This window comes from Microbacterium zouquanmingi, from assembly GCF_052266675.1.
Lineage (GTDB): Bacteria > Actinomycetota > Actinomycetes > Actinomycetales > Microbacteriaceae > Microbacterium.
This window is the reverse complement of record NZ_JBQPRA010000001.1, coordinates 253647-273585: the sequence shown is the minus strand read 5'-3', so window position 1 is coordinate 273585 and position 19939 is coordinate 253647. Positions and strand designations below refer to the sequence as shown.

General features: G+C 63.4%; 19 protein-coding genes and 2 tRNA genes. 12 read left to right on the top strand and 9 right to left on the bottom strand.

The window, feature by feature from the left end:
- The 3 genes from yidD to rpmH are packed head-to-tail and all read right to left on the bottom strand — an operon-like array spanning window position 1 to window position 841.
- Window positions 1-351: a membrane protein insertion efficiency factor YidD gene (gene yidD, locus ACTU6V_RS01315; RefSeq protein WP_443469753.1), complete on the bottom strand. Its 351-nt coding sequence runs from the start codon at window positions 349-351 to the stop codon at window positions 1-3.
- Entirely contained in the window at window positions 348-698 is a 351-nt protein-coding gene (gene rnpA / locus ACTU6V_RS01310) for a ribonuclease P protein component (RefSeq protein WP_443469752.1), read from the bottom strand. Before rnpA ends, yidD begins: the two co-directional genes overlap by 4 nt.
- Before the next feature lie 5 nt (window positions 699-703).
- Entirely contained in the window at window positions 704-841 is a 138-nt protein-coding gene (gene rpmH / locus ACTU6V_RS01305; RefSeq protein WP_045278552.1) for a 50S ribosomal protein L34, read from the bottom strand.
- A gap of 322 nt (window positions 842-1163) precedes the next feature.
- On the opposite strand from rpmH, the gene dnaA reads away from it, so the two are divergent.
- The 7 genes from dnaA to ACTU6V_RS01270 all read left to right on the top strand — a co-directional run bounded on the left by dnaA (window position 1164) and on the right by ACTU6V_RS01270 (window position 11052).
- Window positions 1164-2555 (top strand): chromosomal replication initiator protein DnaA, encoded by a 1392-nt coding sequence (gene dnaA / locus ACTU6V_RS01300; RefSeq protein ID WP_443469751.1) that lies wholly within the window; start codon window positions 1164-1166, stop codon window positions 2553-2555.
- Window positions 2556-2962: 407 nt separating this feature from the next.
- Window positions 2963-4105, top strand: coding sequence for a DNA polymerase III subunit beta (dnaN, locus tag ACTU6V_RS01295; protein ID WP_443474701.1), 1143 nt, complete (start codon window positions 2963-2965; stop codon window positions 4103-4105).
- A gap of 77 nt (window positions 4106-4182) precedes the next feature.
- The gene (gene recF / locus ACTU6V_RS01290; protein ID WP_443474700.1) at window positions 4183-5364 is read left to right on the top strand and encodes a DNA replication/repair protein RecF; all 1182 of its coding nucleotides are present in this window, start codon (window positions 4183-4185) and stop codon (window positions 5362-5364) included.
- Complete coding sequence (locus ACTU6V_RS01285; RefSeq protein ID WP_443469748.1) at window positions 5361-5846, top strand: DciA family protein; 486 nt, start codon at window positions 5361-5363, stop codon at window positions 5844-5846. Before recF ends, ACTU6V_RS01285 begins: the two co-directional genes overlap by 4 nt.
- Window positions 5847-5964: 118 nt before the next feature.
- Window positions 5965-8022, top strand: coding sequence for a DNA topoisomerase (ATP-hydrolyzing) subunit B (gyrB, locus tag ACTU6V_RS01280; RefSeq protein WP_443474699.1), 2058 nt, complete (start codon window positions 5965-5967; stop codon window positions 8020-8022).
- Window positions 8023-8080: 58 nt separating this feature from the next.
- Window positions 8081-10651 (top strand): DNA gyrase subunit A, encoded by a 2571-nt coding sequence (gene gyrA / locus ACTU6V_RS01275; protein ID WP_443474698.1) that lies wholly within the window; start codon window positions 8081-8083, stop codon window positions 10649-10651.
- Complete coding sequence (locus ACTU6V_RS01270; protein WP_443469745.1) at window positions 10648-11052, top strand: DUF3566 domain-containing protein; 405 nt, start codon at window positions 10648-10650, stop codon at window positions 11050-11052. The genes gyrA and ACTU6V_RS01270 overlap by 4 nt, the downstream gene beginning before the upstream one ends.
- A 60-nt stretch (window positions 11053-11112) precedes the next feature.
- On the opposite strand, the gene ACTU6V_RS01265 is transcribed toward ACTU6V_RS01270, so the two are convergent.
- Window positions 11113-11826, bottom strand: coding sequence for a VIT1/CCC1 transporter family protein (locus tag ACTU6V_RS01265; RefSeq protein WP_443469744.1), 714 nt, complete (start codon window positions 11824-11826; stop codon window positions 11113-11115).
- Window positions 11827-11945: 119 nt separating this feature from the next.
- Here ACTU6V_RS01265 and ACTU6V_RS01260 point away from each other — a divergent pair, with 119 nt between their 5' ends.
- From ACTU6V_RS01260 to ACTU6V_RS01240, 5 genes are all read left to right on the top strand, one after another.
- Window positions 11946-13250, top strand: a complete 1305-nt coding sequence (locus ACTU6V_RS01260) for a sensor histidine kinase (RefSeq protein WP_443469743.1) — start codon at window positions 11946-11948, stop codon at window positions 13248-13250.
- A complete protein-coding gene (locus ACTU6V_RS01255; protein ID WP_443474697.1) occupies window positions 13238-13933 on the top strand; it encodes a response regulator in 696 nt (231 codons plus the stop codon). The genes ACTU6V_RS01260 and ACTU6V_RS01255 overlap by 13 nt, the downstream gene beginning before the upstream one ends.
- The gene (locus ACTU6V_RS01250) at window positions 13930-14829 is read left to right on the top strand and encodes a DUF4097 family beta strand repeat-containing protein (RefSeq protein ID WP_443474696.1); all 900 of its coding nucleotides are present in this window, start codon (window positions 13930-13932) and stop codon (window positions 14827-14829) included. The genes ACTU6V_RS01255 and ACTU6V_RS01250 overlap by 4 nt, the downstream gene beginning before the upstream one ends.
- Before the next feature lie 53 nt (window positions 14830-14882).
- Window positions 14883-14956: transfer RNA gene (locus ACTU6V_RS01245), tRNA-Ile, on the top strand.
- A gap of 28 nt (window positions 14957-14984) precedes the next feature.
- Window positions 14985-15057, top strand: a tRNA-Ala gene (locus tag ACTU6V_RS01240).
- A gap of 176 nt (window positions 15058-15233) precedes the next feature.
- Here the strand turns inward: ACTU6V_RS01240 and ACTU6V_RS01235 are convergent.
- The 5 genes from ACTU6V_RS01235 to ectA all read right to left on the bottom strand — a co-directional run bounded on the left by ACTU6V_RS01235 (window position 15234) and on the right by ectA (window position 19819).
- Window positions 15234-16313: a 3-deoxy-7-phosphoheptulonate synthase gene (locus ACTU6V_RS01235; RefSeq protein ID WP_443469740.1), complete on the bottom strand. Its 1080-nt coding sequence runs from the start codon at window positions 16311-16313 to the stop codon at window positions 15234-15236.
- A gap of 310 nt (window positions 16314-16623) precedes the next feature.
- Window positions 16624-17520, bottom strand: a complete 897-nt coding sequence (gene thpD / locus ACTU6V_RS01230; protein ID WP_443469739.1) for an ectoine hydroxylase — start codon at window positions 17518-17520, stop codon at window positions 16624-16626.
- 49 nt (window positions 17521-17569) lie between these two features.
- A complete protein-coding gene (locus tag ACTU6V_RS01225; protein ID WP_443469738.1) occupies window positions 17570-17962 on the bottom strand; it encodes an ectoine synthase in 393 nt (130 codons plus the stop codon).
- A complete protein-coding gene (gene ectB, locus ACTU6V_RS01220; RefSeq protein ID WP_443474695.1) occupies window positions 17959-19299 on the bottom strand; it encodes a diaminobutyrate--2-oxoglutarate transaminase in 1341 nt (446 codons plus the stop codon). Before ectB ends, ACTU6V_RS01225 begins: the two co-directional genes overlap by 4 nt.
- 73 nt (window positions 19300-19372) lie before the next feature.
- Complete coding sequence (gene ectA / locus ACTU6V_RS01215) at window positions 19373-19819, bottom strand: diaminobutyrate acetyltransferase (RefSeq protein WP_443474989.1); 447 nt, start codon at window positions 19817-19819, stop codon at window positions 19373-19375.
- Window positions 19820-19939: the final 120 nt, after the last annotated feature.

Sequence of the window (19939 nt, the reverse complement as noted above, 5' to 3'; positions counted from 1 at the left end):
TCAGTCCTTTCGGGAAGGTACGACGAAACCTCGGGGGGTCAGGTCGTATCGGAAATGGTCGTGGGGGCGAACGTCATCAACGCCGCCCTTGGTCCAGGGGTTGCAGCGCAGGATGCGCCATGCCGAGAGCAGAGCTCCCTTGATCGCGCCGTGCTGCTGAACCGCTCCTACAGCGTAAGCCGAGCACGACGGATAGTAGGCACACACATCTCCGTAGATCGGTGAAATCACGGTGCGATATGCGGTGAGGAAACCGAGGACCAGATTGCGTGGGACCAACGGGATGCCGCGCGCGAGGTCGCCACCGTGGAGGTGAGCAGAGCCCATTGCATACGAAGGCAGTGCGCTCATGCGGCATCCGTCTGTCGGCCAAGCCTGCCGAGGCAGCGCGTCACATCTGATCTCAGCTCGCTGAAGGATGCGGTTGCAGACGCAGGAAGGGCACGGATGACGACGTCCGTGCCCTGCGGTACTTCTGCGATCGCTTCTGCGCACACGGCCTTCAGCCGTCGGCGCACGGTGTTGCGGATCACAGCGGTACCCACCTGCTTGCTGATGATGAACCCGAACCGGGGTTCACGTGCTTCACCGGTCGTCAACATCGAGGTGACGACCCGGGCGCCCCCGCACCGGACACCGCGACGGACGACCGACTTGTAGTCAGTGCCTCGCGTCAGTCGGAACGGACGGGCGAGCACGAAGCTTAAGCCGAGAGCTCGGTGCGGCCCTTCGCACGGCGAGCCGCAAGGATGCCGCGGCCGGCGCGAGTGCGCATGCGGGCGCGGAAGCCGTGCTTCTTGGCACGACGACGGTTGTTGGGCTGGAAAGTACGCTTGGTCATGGAATCACTCCGGGAATGGCTGTCACCGGATGAGTACGACCGGAGACATTGGGGAACTGCCCAGATCCGGGCATAAGTCAACCGATTAAGGGTACGTCTTGACAGCGCAGAGAGCAAATTCTCCGCGCGAGGGCTCAGGCCTGTGCATCTACCTGCAAGCCAATTATCCACAACCTCGACACACGCGGCGTGCAAGACACACCCCCGGTTTTCCACAGGCAGGTTGCTGATAACGGCGCGGATGACTACCGTGGCATCCGAAGTTATCCACAGGGGGAATGCACGTTTCACTGCTCCTCCGACAACACCCGCCTGGAGCACCATGTCCTCTCCTGCCCAGCCCGACGTTCCTATCTGGGCAGAGGTCACAGAGCTCCTCGATCAGGATGAGCGCGTCACCCCGCAGCTGCAGGGGTTCTTGAGCCTCGCCGTTCCCGCCGGCGTCATGAGCGCGACGCTCTATCTCGACGTCCCCAATGATCTGACCGCCGCACAGATCAACAAGCGCCTGCGGGTGCCGATCATGGAAGCGCTCGCCCAGCTCGGAGAAGATGTCACCTCCTTCCGAGTCGTCGTCAATCACGAACTCGCCGAGCAGCCCACTGCCCCCATCGCCGTTGCCGACTTCGGTCGACCAGAAGCACCCCGAACAGACATCAGCAACGAACTGCCGACCCCGCTGCGTCACGAGTCACGGCTGAACCCGAAATACACGTTCGACAATTTCGTCATCGGACAGTCGAACCGCTTTGCCCACGCGGCAGCGGTCGCTGTCGCCGAAGCACCCGCGAAGGCGTACAACCCGCTGTTCATCTACGGCGACTCCGGCCTCGGCAAGACTCACCTGCTGCACGCCATCGGTGATTACGCGCAATCGCTCTACACCGGGGTAAAGGTGCGGTACGTCTCGAGCGAAGAATTCACCAACGACTTCATCAACTCGATTGCGAACAACCGCGGCTCTGCTTTCCAGGCCCGCTACCGCGATGTCGACATCCTTCTGATCGATGACATCCAGTTCTTGCAGGGTCGCGCCGAGACGCAGGAGACCTTCTTCCACACGTTCAACACCCTGCACGATCACAACAAGCAGATCGTGATCACCAGTGATGTCGCACCCAAGCACCTCACCGGTTTCGAAGACCGCATGCGCAGCCGCTTCGAGTGGGGCCTGATCACCGATGTGCAGGCGCCTGACCTCGAGACTCGCATCGCGATCCTCCGTAAGAAGGCGCAGAGCGAAGCACTACACATTCCCGATGAAGTACTCGAGTACATCGCGACGATCGTCTCGTCGAACATCCGCGAGCTCGAGGGCGCGCTCATCCGCGTCTCCGCCTTTGCCAGTCTCAACCGCTCCGCGCTCGACATCTCTCTCGCGCAAACCGTTCTCCGCGACATCGTCGACACGGCCGAAGACAACATCATCTCGCCGACCGACATCATCACGGCGACGGCGCAGTACTTCAAGCTCACGGTCGATGACCTCTACGGATCCAGCCGCTCACAGCAGATCGCCACTGCTCGTCAGATCGCGATGTATCTGTGCCGCGAACGTACGAACCTGTCCCTGCCGAAGATCGGCCAGCTCTTCGGCAACCGCGACCACACGACGGTGATGTACGCGTACAAGAAGATCAGCGACCTCATGAAGGAACGACGCTCGATCTACAACCAGGTGACTGAAATCACCACGCAGCTCGGTCGCCGCTGAGTTTGACGCGCGGGGAATCACCCCTCAAAATGCCCCTTTGCACATGTGGATAACTTGTGGATGAATGTGCCTCAGGTTCGGGACGAATGTGTGCGAATCCCCAGAACCTGTGGATAACTCTGGTTTGAGCGGATGCTGCGCCAGACCCGTATTCACGCGGTTTCCTCAGGAATTCCACAACTCACACGTGTGTAGTTCCTTACTCGCGATTGATATCCACCGAGTTATCCACAGTATCCACAGCTGTTAACAATGTTAAGAAGTTAATCCTCTAGGGCTGACATCCGATCACCTCGAAGATGTGAAAACTTGGGCGTATGGCGCGATCGCGCTGTGGGGATACGATGGGAACCCCTGAGGTGAGCCGATGCCCCTCAGGTCTTGTAATTCACGACGAGGGAGCGCCAGTGAGGTTCCAGGTCAACCGCGATGTATTCAGCGAGGCTGTGTCCTTCGTCGTCAAGCTGTTGCCACAGCGCAATCCGCAGCCGATTCTTGCCGGTGTTCTCATCGAGGCAGGCGCAGACGGACTGACGCTCTCGGCATTCGACTACGAGGCATCCGCTCGCACGACGATCGACGCGACAGTCGACACACCGGGCACGATCCTGGTGCACGGTCGTCTACTCTCCGACATCGCAAGCCGGCTTCCGAACGCTCCGATCGAGATCGCCGTCGAAGAAGACGGCGGGATCTCCGTGACGTGTGGATCTGCGCGGTTCATGCTGGCAGCCATGCCAGTGGAGGAATATCCCTCGATTCCCGAGGTCTCCGGATCTTCCGGTGTCGTTCCCGCTGACGAGTTCGCAACGGCAATCGCACAGGTCGGTTTCGCAGCATCCCGCGACGACGTGACTCCTGTGCTCACCGGTGTGCAGCTCGAGGTCTCGGGCCAGAACCTGAGCCTGGTCGCCACCGACCGCTATCGCGTTTCACTGCGGGATGTTCCGTGGGATGGCGAAGCATCCGAGCAGACCGCGCTCGTTCCCGCTCGCACGCTGACCGAAGTCGGCAAGACCTTCGGGCATGCCGGCACGATCCAGATCGCGTTCTCCGGAACCGGTGACCGCGAGATCATCGCCTTCACCGCGGGCAACAAGACCGTGACGTCGCTGCTGATCAAGGGAAACTTCCCGCCTGTGCGCCGGCTGTTCCCCGAGCAGACCGACCACTACGCGGTTGTGAACACCGCGGATCTCATCGAAGCCGTGCGCCGTGTTGCGCTGGTGCTTGACCGCGCAGCTCCCTTGCGTTTCACGTTCAGCTCCGACAACGTGACGATGGATGCTTCGGGCAGCGAGCACGCTCGTGCATCTGAATCCGTCGACGCTCACCTTTCCGGTGGCGACGAAGTGACGCTCGGACTGAACCCGCAGTACCTGACCGAAGCTCTGAGTGCGGTCAAGAGCGAGTTCGTCCGCGTGACATTCACCTCCAGTGACAATGCGAACAAGCTGAGCCCGGTGCTCATCACGAGCCAGACCTCGGTTGACCAGGCGGGTCTTGACTCGTACAAGTACCTCCTCCAGCCGAACCTGCTGCTTCGCTGACCCTTCGATCACTGAGCCTGTCGAAGCATCAGGGACCGCAGCGTCGCGTTGTCAGAGCCCGAAGGTAGGCTGACTCCGTGATCGTGGAGCACCTGAACTTGGTTGATTTCCGCAATTACGCGACCGCAGATCTTGCTCTGCTTCCGGGTCCGAATGTTCTCGTCGGACGAAATGGTCAGGGCAAGACGAATCTGGCCGAGGCGATCGTGTTCCTTGCGACACTCGGCTCGCATCGGGTCTCATCGGATGCACCGATGGTGCGAGACGGTCACGAGTTCGCTGTCATTCGCGCCAGACTCTCGGTCGGCGATCGCCGGGTCCTCGTCGAGGTCCAGATCAATCGACAGGGTTCGAACAAGGCGCGGATCAACGGTTCGCCATCGAAGACGAATGAACTTCCGCGCTACGCGCATGTGGTGCTCTTCGCCCCGGAAGACCTCCAGATCGTGCGCGGCGACCCGTCTTCACGCAGGAAATTCGCCGATCAGCTCCTGATTCAGCGCACTCCGCGCATGACCGGGGTGCTCGCCGATTACGACCGGGTGCTCAAGCAGCGCACTGCGCTGCTGAAATCCGCCAGGGCGCGCGGCATCCGAGGCGAAGCGCTCACGACGCTCGAAGTCTGGGACGACAAGCTCATCGCGCTCGGCTCTGAGATCATCGATGCGCGTCTGCGCCTGGCATCCGATCTGCAGCATCCGCTGGCCGCGGCATACTCCGCGATCGCCGGTGCAGATCACAGTCCTGAACTCGAATGGGCGTTGTCGGTGAGTGGGGCAGACCCCGAAGAGGGCGAGGTCGATTCACTGCCGCAGACCCAGCGCACCAAACTCGCCGAGATGTTCCGTGCGGCTCTTCTCGCCAAGCGGCAGCAGGAACTCGACCGCGGTCTCACCCTCGTCGGACCGCACCGCGATGATCTTCTGATGCGCGTGCGCGATCTTCCGGTCAAGGGTTATGCCTCGCACGGTGAATCCTGGTCAGTCGCACTTTCTCTGCGCCTGGCATCCGCTGAGCTTCTGCGCGCCGAGTCGCCGGCAGGTGATCCGGTGCTCATCCTCGACGATGTCTTCGCCGAACTCGACGCCGATCGTCGCCAGCGATTGGCCAGTCTCACCGCGGGATACGAGCAGGTCATCGTCACCGCTGCAGTCGAGGCGGACATTCCCGAACCGCTGCACCGGCATGTCGTGCGGATTGACGCGGGTACGATCAGCGATGACCGGGCAGTCGATACCGATGAGGGGGATGCATCATGACCGATGCCGAAGTCCCCGAGACCATCGGAACTTATCTGCGCCTGCGCGGACTGAAGCCGAGTTCGAAGAGCTGGAAGCGCAAGCGTCGCATCCGCGATGACGACGACAACGCTCCATTCACGCCCGGGCGCGATCCCGGCGCACTGGGCGCTGTGCTCGACAAGCTCAGTCGTGATTCAGGGTGGGAGATCACTCTCGCCCGCGAAGACCTCGTCCGTCAGTGGGCAGATCTCGCCGGAAGCGACACCGCAAAACACTCCGAACCCGTATCTCTGGAGAACGGGATGCTGACGGTGAAGTGCGACTCGACGGCGTGGGCGAAGAACCTGCAATTCATGCGGGCGACCATCCTCACCGAGATCGGAAGACGTTATCCGCACGCGGGTGTCGACAACCTCCGTTTCATCGGCCCGGACGTTCCTTCTTGGAAATGGGGTCCCAGAGCCGTCCCAGGGCGGGGCCCGCGCGATACCTACGGGTAGGACACCGCGAACGGGGTCCGGATCGATTTCAGGGCCACACACGGGCGCCCAGCGACGTGAAACGCTCTGATGAGGGTAGACTGGGCTTTCGAGATATCGATGTGGAGAATGCCCTCTGATGACGCCTGAAAATACTGCTGACGAGCCTGAATCCACACCCGGAGAAACCTCGTCGACGAATGCCGCGGCGAAGCCATCTGGTGACTACGGCGCCGATCAGATTCAGATCCTCGAAGGCCTTGAGGCCGTTCGCAAGCGGCCAGGTATGTACATCGGCTCGACCGGTCCTCGAGGGCTCCACCACCTCGTGTACGAGATCGTCGACAACTCCGTTGATGAGGCGCTGGCCGGTTACGCCGACACGATCATCGTGACGATGCTCGCTGACGGCGGCATCCGCGTCATCGACAATGGCCGCGGCATCCCCACAGACCCGCACTCTTCCGATCCGAACAAGTCGACCGTTGAGGTGGTGCTCACGATCCTGCACGCCGGCGGAAAGTTCGGCGGCGGCGCCTACGCGGTCTCGGGTGGCCTGCACGGCGTCGGCTCCTCGGTCGTCAACGCGTTGTCCACCCGCTTCAACGTCACGGTGAAGCAGAAGGGCTTCGCCTGGCACCACAGCTTCGGCAATGGCGGAACCCCGCTGCAGAAGCTTGAAAAGGGCGAGCCGACCGACCAGACCGGGACCGAGATCACGTTCTGGCCGGACCCTGCGATCTTCACCGAGTCCGTCGAGTTCGAATACGACGTGCTGCGCACCCGCTTCCAGCAGATGGCTTTCCTGAACAAGGGGCTGCGCATCGAGCTCCACGACGAGCGCGAAGGATCCACGTACGAAATCGAAGAAGAGGGCACCACTGTCACCAGGCAGCGCGGTGACGTCTTCTTCTACGAGCGCGGTCTTGTCGACTACGTCGAGTACCTCAACCGCGTGCGTCGTGCCGAAACAGTGCACGACGAGATCATCGATTTCGAAGCCGAAGACACGACTCGCAAGATCTCGCTCGAAGTGGCGATGCAGTGGACGACCGGATATACCGAGAACGTCTTCACCTACGCGAACACGATCAACACTCATGAGGGCGGGACGCACGAAGAGGGATTCCGCGCCGCGCTGACCACCCTGGTCAACAAGTATGCCCGCGCGAACAACCTTCTCAAGGAGAAGGACGACAACCTCTCCGGCGACGACGTACGTGAAGGTTTGACCGCTGTCATCTCGATCAAGCTCGGCGAGCCGCAGTTCGAGGGGCAGACGAAGACCAAGCTCGGCAACACCGAAGCGAAGGCCTTCGTGCAGAAGGTCGTCGGCGATCAGCTCGGTGACTGGTTCGATCGCAACCCCACCCTGGCCAAGAGCGTGATCCGAAAGGCGATCGACGCGGCGACCGCGCGAATGGCAGCGCGCAAGGCTCGTGAGACCGCTCGTCGCAAGAGCGTCTTCGAGTCGGCTGCCATGCCCGACAAACTCAAGGACTGCACGAGCAAGGACCCCTCGATCAGCGAGATCTTCCTCGTCGAGGGTGACTCGGCCGGCGGCTCTGCTGTGCAGGGACGCGACCCGCACACGCAGGCGATCCTGGCGCTTCGAGGCAAGATCCTCAACGTCGAGCGCGCGCGCCTTGACAAGGCGCTGGCGAACAAAGAAGTCCAGGCGATGATCCAGGCCTTCGGCACTGGCATCGGCGAGGACTTCGACATCGAGAAGGCCCGCTATCACAAGATCGTTCTGATGGCGGATGCTGACGTCGACGGCCAGCACATCACGACACTGCTGCTGACGCTGTTGTTCCGCTACATGCGCGGGCTCATCGAAGCGGGCTTCGTATACCTGGCCATGCCGCCGCTGTACCGACTGAAGTGGACGAACCAGCCGCACGAGTACGTGTACTCGGATGCTGAGCGCGACGCACTGATGAAGCACGGTCTCGAGAACGGCAAGCGCCTTCCCAAGGACTCCGGCGTGCAGCGCTACAAGGGTCTGGGTGAGATGAACGCCAAGGAGCTGTGGGAGACCACGATGGATCACAGCACGCGAACTCTTCGCCAGGTGACCATCGAAGACGCAGCCTCCGCGGACGAGATCTTCAGCGTGCTGATGGGTGAGGACGTCGAGTCTCGACGTGGCTTCATCCAGCGCAACGCCAAGGACGTTCGCTTCCTCGACATCTGATGCTCAGGCATTCACTGCGACCGGATGCTTCGACAAGCTCAGCAAACGAAAGAAACACATGACTGACGAAGAACGCCCCGAGCCGGTTCACGAACACGGCAAGATCGACCAGGTCGACCTGCAGTCCGAGATGCAGCGCAGCTATCTCGACTACGCGATGGCCGTCATCGTCGGTCGTGCGCTGCCGGATGTCCGCGATGGTCTCAAGCCCGTGCACCGCCGTGTGATCTTCGGCATGTACGACGGCGGCTTCCGCCCCGACAAGTCCTTCTCGAAGTGCGCCCGCGTCGTCGGTGAAGTCATGGGTCAATACCACCCGCACGGTGACTCGGCGATCTACGACGCCCTCGTCCGTCTCGTGCAGCCGTGGTCGCTGCGGTACCCGCTCGCACTCGGACAGGGAAACTTCGGTTCCCCCGGAAACATGGGTGCTGCGGCCCCGCGTTACACCGAGACGAAGATGGCTCCGCTCGCGCTCGAGATGGTGCGCGACATCGAAGAGGAGACCGTCGACTTCCAGGACAACTACGACGGTCAGACCCAGGAGCCGACTGTCCTCCCGGCGCGCTTCCCGAACCTGCTGGTCAACGGCTCGGTCGGTATCGCTGTCGGTATGGCGACGAACATCCCCCCGCACAACCTGCGTGAGGTGGCGGATGCTGCGCTCTGGGCGCTGGACAACCCCGAGCTTCCGCGGGAAGAGCTCCTCGAGGGCCTGATCAAGCGCATTCCAGGCCCGGACTTCCCCACCGGAGCCCAGATCCTGGGTTCCAAGGGAATCCACGAGGCGTACCGCACCGGTCGCGGCTCGATCACGATGCGCGCGGTGGTCGGCGTCGAAGAGATCCAGGGCCGCACGTGCCTGGTCATCACCGAGCTCCCCTATCAGGTCAACCCCGACAACCTCGCGGTGAAGATCGGTGACCTGGCCCGCGACGGCAAGATCACCGGCATCGCCGACATCCGTGACGAGACCAGTGACCGCACCGGTCAGCGTCTCGTGGTCGTCCTCAAGCGGGATGCTGTCGCCAAGGTCGTCCTCAACAACCTGTACAAGCACACGCAGCTGCAGGACAACTTCGGCGCGAACATGCTCGCGATCGTCGATGGTGTTCCGCGCACCCTCGCGCTGGACGGCTTCGTCTCGCACTGGATCACGCACCAGATCGACGTGATCGTGCGCCGCACGATCTTCCGCCTGCGTAAGGCTGAAGAGCGCATGCACATTCTGCGTGCGTACCTGAAGGCGCTCGACGCGCTGGACGAGGTCATCGCGTTGATTCGCCGCTCGCCCACGCCGCAAGAGGCGAACGGGGGCCTGCAGACACTCCTCGACATCGATGAGGTCCAGGCCGATGCGATTCTGCAGATGCAGCTTCGCCGCCTTGCCGCTCTCGAGCGCCAGAAAATCGTCGACGAGGCCACCGAGCTCGAAGCGAAGATCACCGACTACAAGGACATCATCGCCAACGAGTCTCGCCAGCGCGGCATCATCCGCGAAGAGCTCGAGGGGATCGTCGACCGCTTCGGTGACGAGCGTCGTACGCACATCCTGCAGGGCTTCGACAGCGATGTCTCGATGGAAGACCTCATCGCTGAAGAAGAGATGGTCGTCACTGTCACGCGCGATGGCTACATCAAGCGCACGCGCAGCGACAACTACCGCTCACAGCACCGCGGCGGCAAGGGTGTCAAGGGTGCGCAGCTGCGCGCAGATGACATCGTCGAGCACTTCTTCGTCACCACGACGCATCACTGGCTGCTCGTCTTCACCGACAAGGGCCGCGTCTACCGCACGAAGACGTACGAGGTGCCAGAGGCCGGTCGCGATGCCAAGGGCACGCACGTCGCCAACCTATTGGCGCTCCAGCCCGACGAGGGCATCGCGCAGATCCTCGCGATGCGTGATTACGACGTCGCGGATTACCTCGTCCTAGCGACCCGTGAGGGTCTGGTGAAGAAGACGCGCCTGAGCGAGTACGACACCAACCGTCAGGGCGGCGTCATCGCCATCCGTCTCCGCGAGGAGGACGAGCTGGTCAGCGCGATGATCGTGGACGCCTCCGACGACATCCTGCTCATCAGCAGCAAGGGCATGTCGGTGCGCTTCCAGGCGACCGATACGGCGCTGCGTCCGATGGGCCGAGCGACAGCGGGTGTCACCGGAATGAAGTTCAAGGGCGAAGACCGTCTGCTCTCAGCATCCGTTGCCACTCCCGGCCAGTTCGTGTTCACCGTCACCGACGGCGGCTACGCCAAGCGCACGATCGTCGACGAGTACCGCGTGCAGAACCGCGGCGGATACGGCATCAAGGTCGCGAAGCTCAACGATGACCGCGGGGTCCTCGCGGGTGGTCTGATCGTCGACGAGAGCGACGAGGTCTTGGTGGTTCTCTCCAGCGGCAAGGTGGTACGCTCTGCCGTGGCCGAGGTGCCAGCGAAGGGTCGAGACACCATGGGTGTCCTGTTCGCCCGAACGTCCGAGAAGGACCGGATCCTCGCGATTGCTCGCAACGAAGAGCGAGGCCTCGAAGGAGATGAGGCGGGTGCGGAGTCAGCGAACGACGCCCCCGAGTCGGCACCGGCCCCCGAAACGACTGAGACCATCGAGGAAAGTAACGACGAATGAGCACAGTAGCTGACAAGCTCGCGAAGAAGTCCACACGCAAGACCGGTGGCAAGCAGGTCCGCCTGCGCCTGGTCTATGTCGACTTCTGGTCGGCGGTCAAGCTCTCGTTCCTGGCTGCGGTCGCGCTGGCGATCGTGACCATGGTCTCGTTCTTCCTGATCTACCTCGTGCTGCAGGCGACGAACCTCATCACGCAGGCGGACTCCTTCGTGGGGAACATCACGGACGGTTCGGTTTCGCTCGCGTCGCTGCTGGGGCTTCCCCAGGTGATGGCGTTCGCCGCTGTCGTGTCGATCCTGAACCTGATCGTCTTCACGGTTCTCGGCGCAGTCGTCGCCGGAATCTACAACCTCGCAGTGAAGGTCACCGGCGGACTGCTCGTCGGCTTCATGTCCAACTAGCGGACTTTCTCGTACGAATGGCGGGTGCTTCGGCATCCGCCATTCGTCGTCGAGGCGACGTCAGACGATCCCGGTGGTTCCGAGAAGCGTGCCGATCCCCCAGGTGGCGACCAGCGCGAGCGCTCCTCCGATCACCAGCCTTGCGGCGGCTCGCACAGGGGAGGCGCCTCCGACGCGGGCTGCGACAGCTCCTGTCGCAGCGAGGGCGATGAGCACGGCGACGAATGTCACCGGTACCCGCCACTGAACCGGTGGAAGCAGTATCGCCAGCAGCGGCAGCAGTGCACCGATGGTGAAGGAGACTGCGGATGAGAGTGCGGCGTGCCAGGGGTTGACGAGGTCGTCCTGATCGATGCCGAGTTCTACCTCGAGGTGCGCGGATAGCGCATCGTGCTCGGTGAGTTCGATGGCGACCTGCCGGGCGGTGTCTTCGCTGAGTCCGCGCTGCCGGTAAAGATCGGTGAGTTCGTCGAGCTCTTCGGCCGGCATGGTGCGCAGCTCTTCGCGCTCCTTCTCGATCAGTGCACGCTCGGTGTCGCGCTGACTGCTCACTGAGACGTACTCGCCGAGGGCCATCGAGATGGCGCCGCCGACGAGACCGGCGATGCCGGCGACCAGCAGCGCGGAATTGTCGGTGGTCGCGCCGGCGACACCGACGACGAGGGATGCCACCGAGACGATGCCGTCATTGGCGCCGAGCACGCCGGCGCGAAGCCAGTTCAGCTTTTGGCCTATGCCTGCACCGTGCGGTTCCTGCGGATGCGATTCGCTCACGGTCCCATCTTCGCCGATGGCTCGCGGGAAAGGTGACCTTGACGAGTAGGGAAAACCCGAACGCGATGATCCGGTTGGCTCGGTGTCGCGCGTTGCGGTTGGCGGCCTACCTTTGAGACATGACCACTCCGCCTGTCCCCCCAGCACCGGCCACCGCGCCCGCCGCAGAGCCAGCCGCATCGCCGGCTCCGCAGCGTTCTGCGACGCCGCTGCGCGTGTTCTTCACCGTCCTACATCTGGCTGCCCTCGGCGTCATCGGCGGCGGTGTCATCGGCATCCTCTCCGGTCTGCTCGGCGCTGGTGCCGGTCTGCTCTTCGCCTTCGGGATCGGAGCGTTGTTCCTGGTTGGCCTCGTCTACGCCCTGTACGGCGTCGGATGGTTCGAGGTGGTCCGCGTGCGCGGGCTCTACGGTCTCGACGTTCCCGACCTCCAGCACCGTCGTCGACAGTCCCCCGGGTTCGGCGGATGGATCCGTTCACTCGGACGCCAGAGCATCGATGGACGCATGTGGCGCGCGGTCGCGAGCTTCGTCATCGCCTGCGTCTTCGGCGCCCTCGTGCTCAGACTGTTCTGGGGCCTGGTGTGGTCGGCGATCTTCGCCTTCACGCCGCTGTTCGCGCGTGACGAGGTCGCCGGTCCCTTCGGAAACCTCGTCACCGCGGGGTGGGCAACAGTTCTCGGCATCCTCGGCGTTCTCGCTGCAGCAGCCGGCATCATCGGACTCGCTCTGCTGGATCGGACCATCGCACGATCCCTCGTCATCCCCAGTCACAAGGCGGAACTCGTCGAGCGGGTGCGAACCACCTCCGCTCAGCGTGAGGGCGCAGTGCGCGCGGCAGATGTCGAGCGCACCCGCATCGAGCGCGATTTGCACGACGGCGTTCAGCCGAGGCTCGTCTCCGTCGGCATGACGCTGGGACTTGCGCAGCAGAAGATCGACGCCGACCCGGATGCCGCGAAGGCACTGATCTCAGAAGCGCACACATCGACGAAAGCGGCGATCACTGAGCTGCGACAACTTGCCCGCGGCATCCATGCTTCTGTTCTCGATGATCGAGGACTGGATGCCGCCCTGTCGGCCTTGGCCAGCAGATCACACATTCCCGTGCACCTCGACGTGCGCATGGACGGAAGGTGCAGCAGGGATGCCGAGGCTGCGGTCTACTTCTCGATCGCCGAGTCGCTGACGAACGCTGCCAAGCACTCTCGCGCGAGCGAGTGCCGAGTGGTCGTGCGACTGCGCGACGGCGGCACACTGTGGGCGCGCGTCGAAGACAACGGCGTGGGCGGCGCACAGGTGCAGCCCGGCGGCGGTCTCGACGGAATCTCGAACAGGGTCCTCGGGGCGGGTGGCGACATTCGCATCGACAGCCCCCAGGGTGGTCCGACAGCACTGGAAGTGAGCGTGCCATGCGCATCCTGATCTGTGAAGATTCCGTCCTGCTGCGCGAAGGCCTCGTCAGGCTTCTCGAAGACGCCGGGCACGACGTGGTCGCAGCGCTCCCCGACACCACGGGAATCACCGAGGCAGTGCAGAACACGAATCCCGAGCTCTGCATTCTGGACGTGCGGCTCCCGCCGACGTTCACCGATGAGGGGATCCGGGCGGCGCTCGGCCTGCGCAAGACTCATCCTTCCCTGCCGCTGCTCGTGCTCTCGCAGTACGTCGAGGAGCGGTACGCCAGCGATCTGATCGCTGCGCAGGGCGGGCCGCTCGGATATCTACTGAAGGATCGTGTGGCAGATGTCTCGGAGTTCCTCGCGTCGGTGGAGCGGATCGCCGAGGGCGCGTCGATGCTCGACCCAGAAGTCGTGGCCCAGCTGCTCACGCGTCGCAATCGTGACGATCGGATGCTGCAGCTCACCGAGCGCGAGCGCACGGTGCTTTCCCTCATCGCCGAGGGGAAGTCGAACCAGGCGATTGCGAGCCTGCTGTTCCTCTCGGCCGCGAGCGTCGAGAAGAACATCACCGCGATCTTCCAGAAGCTCGGCTTCGAGCAGGACGAATCAGGCAACAGACGAGTGCTCGCAGCTCTTGCACACATCGAGAACACCGGTGGCGGATCGCCTGCCGGAAATGACATTCAGACAGGATCAGGACGATGAACGACGACCAGCGGAATCTGCAGGGTGGGCACGAGGTTCCCCCGACTCCCCCGGGCCGTGAGCCGCGCGGTTCAGGCGGGCGCGCCACAGCGATCGCGCTCGCGGTCTTCGGCGGAGTCGTGCTGCTCGGTGCGGGTGGAACTGCCGCCTTCGCTGCGACTCACGACCTGCGGGAAGCCGCGCATCCGAGAGGTGCCGGTGCGCAGAGCCAGAGCGTCAGCGTCGACGGCGTCGAGAGCCTGAGAGTGGATGTCGCCGGCAGCGACGTCACCGCCCGGTTCGGCGACGTCGACGAGGCGACGCTCGAGGTCGACGGCAAAGGCCGCAGCGACTGGACGCTGGAACGGGACGACGACGAGCTTGTCGTCCGCAGCCCGGATCGCGGATTCGGGGGGTGGTTCGACCTCGATTGGTTCGGCGACGACTGGCTCTCCGAAGAGACCGTCATCTTGACGCTGCCGGAGAGTCTGAATGACGGGCGCCTGGACGCGGAGTTCACACTCAGCGCTGGAAGCCTCGATATCGACGGAGCGTACGACGAAGTCGACATCGAGGTGGGCGCTGGTGCGCTCAAGATCGACGGATCGGCGAAATCGCTGGATGCCGACGTCAGCGCGGGGCGCGCAGACATGGCACTTGCCGGAGTGACCGAGGCCGACTTCACGGTCTCCGCCGGCAAGATCGTGGCCGAGCTGATCGACACGACGCCGAGCTCGGTATCAATCGATGTCAGTGCTGGATCGCTTGATCTGACGGTGCCGGATGACGCGTACCGCGTGGACCAGGAAGTCAGCGCTGGATCGCTGGACAACCGGCTCGACACCTCGAGCCAATCGCGGTTCGTGATCGACGCGTCGGTGTCGGCCGGGAGTGTCGTCCTGCGCGCGGGAGACTAAACGGCGCCGATTCGGATTTTCTGAAAATCTCAGGTAAAGTCTTGGAGGTTGACGGGGCTATAGCTCAGGCGGTTAGAGCGCTTCACTGATAATGAAGAGGTCCCAGGTTCAAGTCCTGGTAGCCCCACGTTTTACACTAAAATTGAATACCGCAAGGGGCCTTAGCTCAGTTGGTAGAGCGCCTGCTTTGCAAGCAGGATGTCAGGAGTTCGAATCTCCTAGGCTCCACAGATGAACCCCCGGAATCGTCCAGATTCCGGGGGTTCTGCAGTTTCCACATGTTAACAACTCCTGTTAACAACTCGGGTGTGCTCCGCGTCGCCCGCCCAGGTCGCGAAAACGGCCGCTTTGAGCGCGCCTAAGCGGCTTATTTTGCGACCTGAGCGACTCCTTGCACGGGGGAGTCACGCGCGGCGCCGGCGCACTCCGTCGGCCAGTTCGGCGAGGGCTGCGGTCGTGGCATCCCATCCCATGCAGGCATCCGTCACACTCTGTCCGTGGGTCAGGCGTGTGCGTCCAGCCGCGATGTCAAGCTTCTGTGCTCCGGCGACGAGGTTGCTCTCGAGCATGACGCCGGCGATTGCCGCACCGTCTGCAGCAATCTGCTCCCCCAGCTCGCGGGCCACGACGGCCTGACGCACGTGGTCCTTGCCGCTGTTGGCGTGGCTCGCGTCGACAATCACGCGAGGAGTGAGCATTGCGGCACCCAACCGGCGCGATGCCTCTGCCACGTGTGATGCGTCGTAGTTGGGGCCATCGGCGCCTCCGCGCAGGATGATCGACGTGTCGGGGTTGCCCGTCGTCGCCACCAGGCTCGCCCGCCCGTCCTCACCGATCCCGAGGAACGCCTGCGGAGCGGATGCTGCGGATGCGGCATCCAGCGCCACCTGAAGCCCGCCGTCGGTGCCGTTCTTGAAACCGATCGGCATCGACAGGCCAGATGCTAGCTGGCGGTGGATCTGGCTCTCGGTGGTGCGTGCGCCGATGGCGCCCCACGTGATGAGGTCGGCGGTGTACTGCGGGCTGATCGGCTCGAGGAACTCCGTTGCACACGGCATCCCGAGGGCGGTGACGTCACGCAGGAATCCGCGTGCCATGCGCAGTCCGGTCTCGATGTCATGGCTGCCGTCGAGGTGCGGGTCGTTGATGAGACCCTTCCACCCGATCGTCGTTCGTGGTTTCTCGAAGTAGGTGCGCATCACGATCAGCAGATCATCGCGGTGTGCCTCGGCCTCCCGCACGAGCTTGCCGGCGTATTCGAGACCTGCCGCGGTGTCGTGGATCGAGCAGGGACCGACGACGACGAGCAGGCGATCATCCTCCCCCGCCATGATCGCGCGCACTTCATCGCGCGTGCGAGCGACAAGAGCAGAACGCTCATCGCCGATCGACAGCTCAGCTGCGATGTCGCCCGGAGTGGGGAGAGTGGTGAATTCGGCGACGTGCAGGTCTGCGGTGGATTCGGTGGCTGTGATGGTGCTCATGGGTCCTGTCCTCTGTCGGAGACGGACCCCCGATGCAGAGCCCGCCGAAACGGCGAAAGCCAGAGCAAATGCTCTGGCTTGTCGGCTCTGAAGGTTGGTGGGCGCTACTTCTGCACCGGCCCCTCCAGAGCCGACTCGAAATACGCATACCAACGGGTTGTCATGCGAAAGACACTACCCCATCCGCTGCCCCTCGATTCCACCAAACCTGCAAAACCACGCCGAGACTGCAGCGAATCGACGCCGTCTCGGCGTGGTTTTGCAGGTTTGCGAGGGCGAGGGCGGGGGCGAGGGCGGGGGCGAGGCTCCGTCAGCGCAGCGGCGTGAAATCGCGGTTGGCGATGTGCTCCGGGCGGGGAGACTTCGCGGCGAACGGATCCACCAGCGCGTTCTCGACGCTGTTGAACACCATGAACACATTCGATCGCGCGTACGGGGTGATGTTGTTTCCCGAACCGTGCATGATGTTCGAGTCGAACCACAGTGCAGACCCTGCGGCTCCCGTGAACTGATCGATCCCGTACTTCTCGGCCAGCGCAGTGATGGCGGCGTGACTGGGCACACCTGCCTCCTGCGCCTGCAGCGACTGCTCATGGTTGTTGTCGGGCGTCTTGCCCACAGCCGGCACGAACGTGCGGTGCGAACCAGGCATCACCATGAGCCCGCCGTTGAATGGATAGTTGTCGGTCAGTGCGATCGACAGACTCACCGCCCGCGGCAGCGGCATCCCGTCTTCGGCATGCCAGGTCTCGAAGTCCGAGTGCCAGTAGAAGCCGGTGCCCGTGAAGGTCGGCATGTAATTGATGCGGGTCTGATGCAGGTACACCTCTGACCCGACGATCTGCCGGGCCCGATCAAGCACCTTCGGGTCACGGGCGAGGGCGTCGAGCACGCCGCTCAGCTTCTCCACCTCGAACACCGAGCGCACCGTGCCGGTGGTGCGTTCGGTGATCATCCGAGGGTCATCCTGTAACGCTTGATCCGCGGCGAGTCGATCGAGCTCACTCGTGTACAGCGCAACGTCATCGCCGGAGATGAAATCGTCGATCATTGTGTATCCGCGCCGCTCATGAGCTTCCAGCTCGGCCTCCTCGAAGGGGCCGTCGCCGTCAGAACCCCACACAGCGGGCTGCGTGCGAGCGATGAAATCACTCGGTGTGGCCAGTCGGGTCGGGAACAGGTCCTCTGCGGACGTCGTGGTTGTCATGCTTCGTTCTCCTGTCTCTTGTGCGGTGGTGGGTAGTGCGTGCGGTGGCTCAGGCCGGTTCGGTCACCAGCGGGTACACGCCGTTCTCGTCGTGCACCTCGCGCCCGGTGACCGGCGGGTTGAACACGCACACGACCCGCATCTCGGTGCGCGGACGCACCTCGTGCTTGTCGTGGTCGTTCAGCAGGTACAGCGAGCCGGGTGCGAGCTGGTGCGTCTTGCCGTTGGCGAGTTCGGTGATCTCTCCCTCACCGGCCACGACGAACACGGCCTCGATGTGGTTCGCGTACCAGAACCGGCTCACGGTTCCCGCGTAGAGCGTGGTCTCGTGCACCGAGAAGCCCACCTTCTCCTTCGCGAGCACGATGCGCTTGCTGCGCCAGTTCTCGGTCTTGATGTCGGCGTCGGTGTCGGTGATCTCGTCGAGTGTGCGGACGATCATGCGGGGGTGTTCTCCTTGTCTTCGATGTCGTTTTCGATGTCGTTTTCGATGGTCAGGTTGGCGTGCGCCGCGGCATCCGGGTCCGGTTCCCCGAGTACCGCACACACGGACTCGTCGATGATGCGCAGTCCTCGAGCGAGCTCGGCATCGGTGATGGTGAGCGCGGGAAGGATCTTCATGACCTCGCCCTCTGGCCCTGAGGTCTCCATGAGCAGCCCGCGCTCGAACGCGGCCCTGCAGACGGCATCCGCCAGCTCACCCGAGGGGAACTGCAGTCCGCGGGCAAGCCCGCGTCCCTTCGCGAACAGCTCGTGCTGCGGGTAGCGCGCGGCGATCATGTTGAACCAGCCCTCGACGCGTGCGCCCTTTGTGATCGTCGCGTCGCGCAGCGCGTCATCGGACCAGTAGCGGCGCAGTGCCGCGGCGCCGGTCGCGAACGCGGGACCGATTCCGCGGAAGGTGCCATTGTGCTCGCCGGGCTGCCAGATGTCGAGTTCCGGCTTGATCAGGGTCAGCGCCATGGGGATGCCATAACCACTGATCGACTTCGACAGGCATACGATGTCGGGGACGATGCCGGCCTCTTCGAAGCTGAAGAAGTCCCCGGTGCGGCCACAGCCCATCTGCACGTCATCGACGATGAGCAGCACTTCGTGCTTCTTGCAGAGTGCTGCCAGCTGACGAAGCCATTCGGCACGCGCGGCGTTGATCCCGCCCTCGCCCTGCACCGTCTCGACGATGACGGCTGCGGGTGTGTTCAGGCCGCTGCCGGAGTCTTCGAGCAGGCGCTCGAAGTAGAAGAAGTCCGGGTAGTCGCCGTCGAAGTAGTCGTCGAAAGGCATCGGTGTCGCGTGGACGAGCGGCACACCTGCTCCGCCCCGCTTGAGCGAGTTTCCGGTGACGGAGAGCGCACCGAGCGTCATGCCGTGGAAGGCATTCGTGAAGTTGATGACCGATTCGCGACCGGTGACCTTGCGCGCGAGCTTCAGCGCGGCCTCGACGGCGTTGGCGCCACCGGGGCCAGGGAAAACGACCTTGTAGTCGAGGCCGCGGGGCTCGAGCAGCACCTCGTCGAACGCCTCGAGGAAGTCACGTCGGGCCGTGGTGAACATATCGAGCGAGTGCATGACACGGTCATCGGCCAGATAGTCGATGAGGACCTTCTTCAGCTCAGGATTGTTGTGTCCGTAGTTGAGCGCTCCGGCACCTGAGAAGAAGTCCAGGTACTCGGCGCCCGACTCGTCGTACATCATGCTGCCGACGGCCCGGTCGAACACGACCGGCCACGAGCGCGAGTAGCTGCGGACTTCGGATTCCAGCTGGGTGAAGATATTCATTTGGGGTGGTTCTCCTCCTTGTTGTCGTCGTGCGGGGAGTGCACGCCGCCCGAGGTCGGGCGGATGGCGACGGCTACATCGGCGGACCGATCTCGTACAGCCGTTCAGGATCGTGGAGATCGGCATCCGGCCCCTCAAGGCTCAGATGCGCGGTCTCGAAAAGGGGAGCGACGGTCATCGGCGCATTGCCCCAGCGGTTCGCGAGGCTGCGGAAAGTGCGCTGCGAGGCGACGTTGTCGTCGGTGATGGTCGTCTGCAGAGTCCGCACGGCGGTCTCGCCGGAGTCGTGAATCAGCGAATCGAGCATCCGCCCGGCGAGGCCCAACCCGCGGAACCGGGCGTCGACGGCGACCTGCCAGACGAAAAGGCAGGAGGGGTCGGCGGGACGCCGGTAGCCCAGAACGAAGCCGGCCGGATGCTCGTCCACGAGGGCGATCCGGCACGTCGAGGCGAAATCCCTGGCGTACAGAACGTAGGCGTAGGAGGAGTTCAGATCGAGTGTCTGCGAGTCGCGCGCGATGCGCCAGAGGTCGATGCCCTCATCGATGCGTGGGGGACGAATCAGGCTCGTCCTGCCTGACTGCGCATCGATATGCGCAGCGTGTGGTGACCTTCTCGGCTCAGTCGAGCCGGCGGAGGT

Coding starts and splice junctions, on each gene's coding strand:
- rpmH (WP_045278552.1), bottom strand. CDS start 841: ATGACCAAGCGTACTTTCCAGCCCAACAACCGTCGTCGTGCCAAGAAG.
- ACTU6V_RS01235 (WP_443469740.1), bottom strand. CDS start 16,313: ATGAGCACCATCACAGCCACCGAATCCACCGCAGACCTGCACGTCGCC.
- gyrA (WP_443474698.1), top strand. CDS start 8,081: ATGACTGACGAAGAACGCCCCGAGCCGGTTCACGAACACGGCAAGATC.
- ACTU6V_RS01225 (WP_443469738.1), bottom strand. CDS start 17,962: ATGATCGTCCGCACACTCGACGAGATCACCGACACCGACGCCGACATC.
- yidD (WP_443469753.1), bottom strand. CDS start 351: ATGAGCGCACTGCCTTCGTATGCAATGGGCTCTGCTCACCTCCACGGT.
- dnaA (WP_443469751.1), top strand. CDS start 1,164: ATGTCCTCTCCTGCCCAGCCCGACGTTCCTATCTGGGCAGAGGTCACA.
- ACTU6V_RS01285 (WP_443469748.1), top strand. CDS start 5,361: ATGACCGATGCCGAAGTCCCCGAGACCATCGGAACTTATCTGCGCCTG.
- thpD (WP_443469739.1), bottom strand. CDS start 17,520: ATGACAACCACGACGTCCGCAGAGGACCTGTTCCCGACCCGACTGGCC.
- ACTU6V_RS01260 (WP_443469743.1), top strand. CDS start 11,946: ATGACCACTCCGCCTGTCCCCCCAGCACCGGCCACCGCGCCCGCCGCA.
- gyrB (WP_443474699.1), top strand. CDS start 5,965: ATGACGCCTGAAAATACTGCTGACGAGCCTGAATCCACACCCGGAGAA.
- ACTU6V_RS01250 (WP_443474696.1), top strand. CDS start 13,930: ATGAACGACGACCAGCGGAATCTGCAGGGTGGGCACGAGGTTCCCCCG.
- ectB (WP_443474695.1), bottom strand. CDS start 19,299: ATGAATATCTTCACCCAGCTGGAATCCGAAGTCCGCAGCTACTCGCGC.
- ACTU6V_RS01270 (WP_443469745.1), top strand. CDS start 10,648: ATGAGCACAGTAGCTGACAAGCTCGCGAAGAAGTCCACACGCAAGACC.
- ACTU6V_RS01255 (WP_443474697.1), top strand. CDS start 13,238: ATGCGCATCCTGATCTGTGAAGATTCCGTCCTGCTGCGCGAAGGCCTC.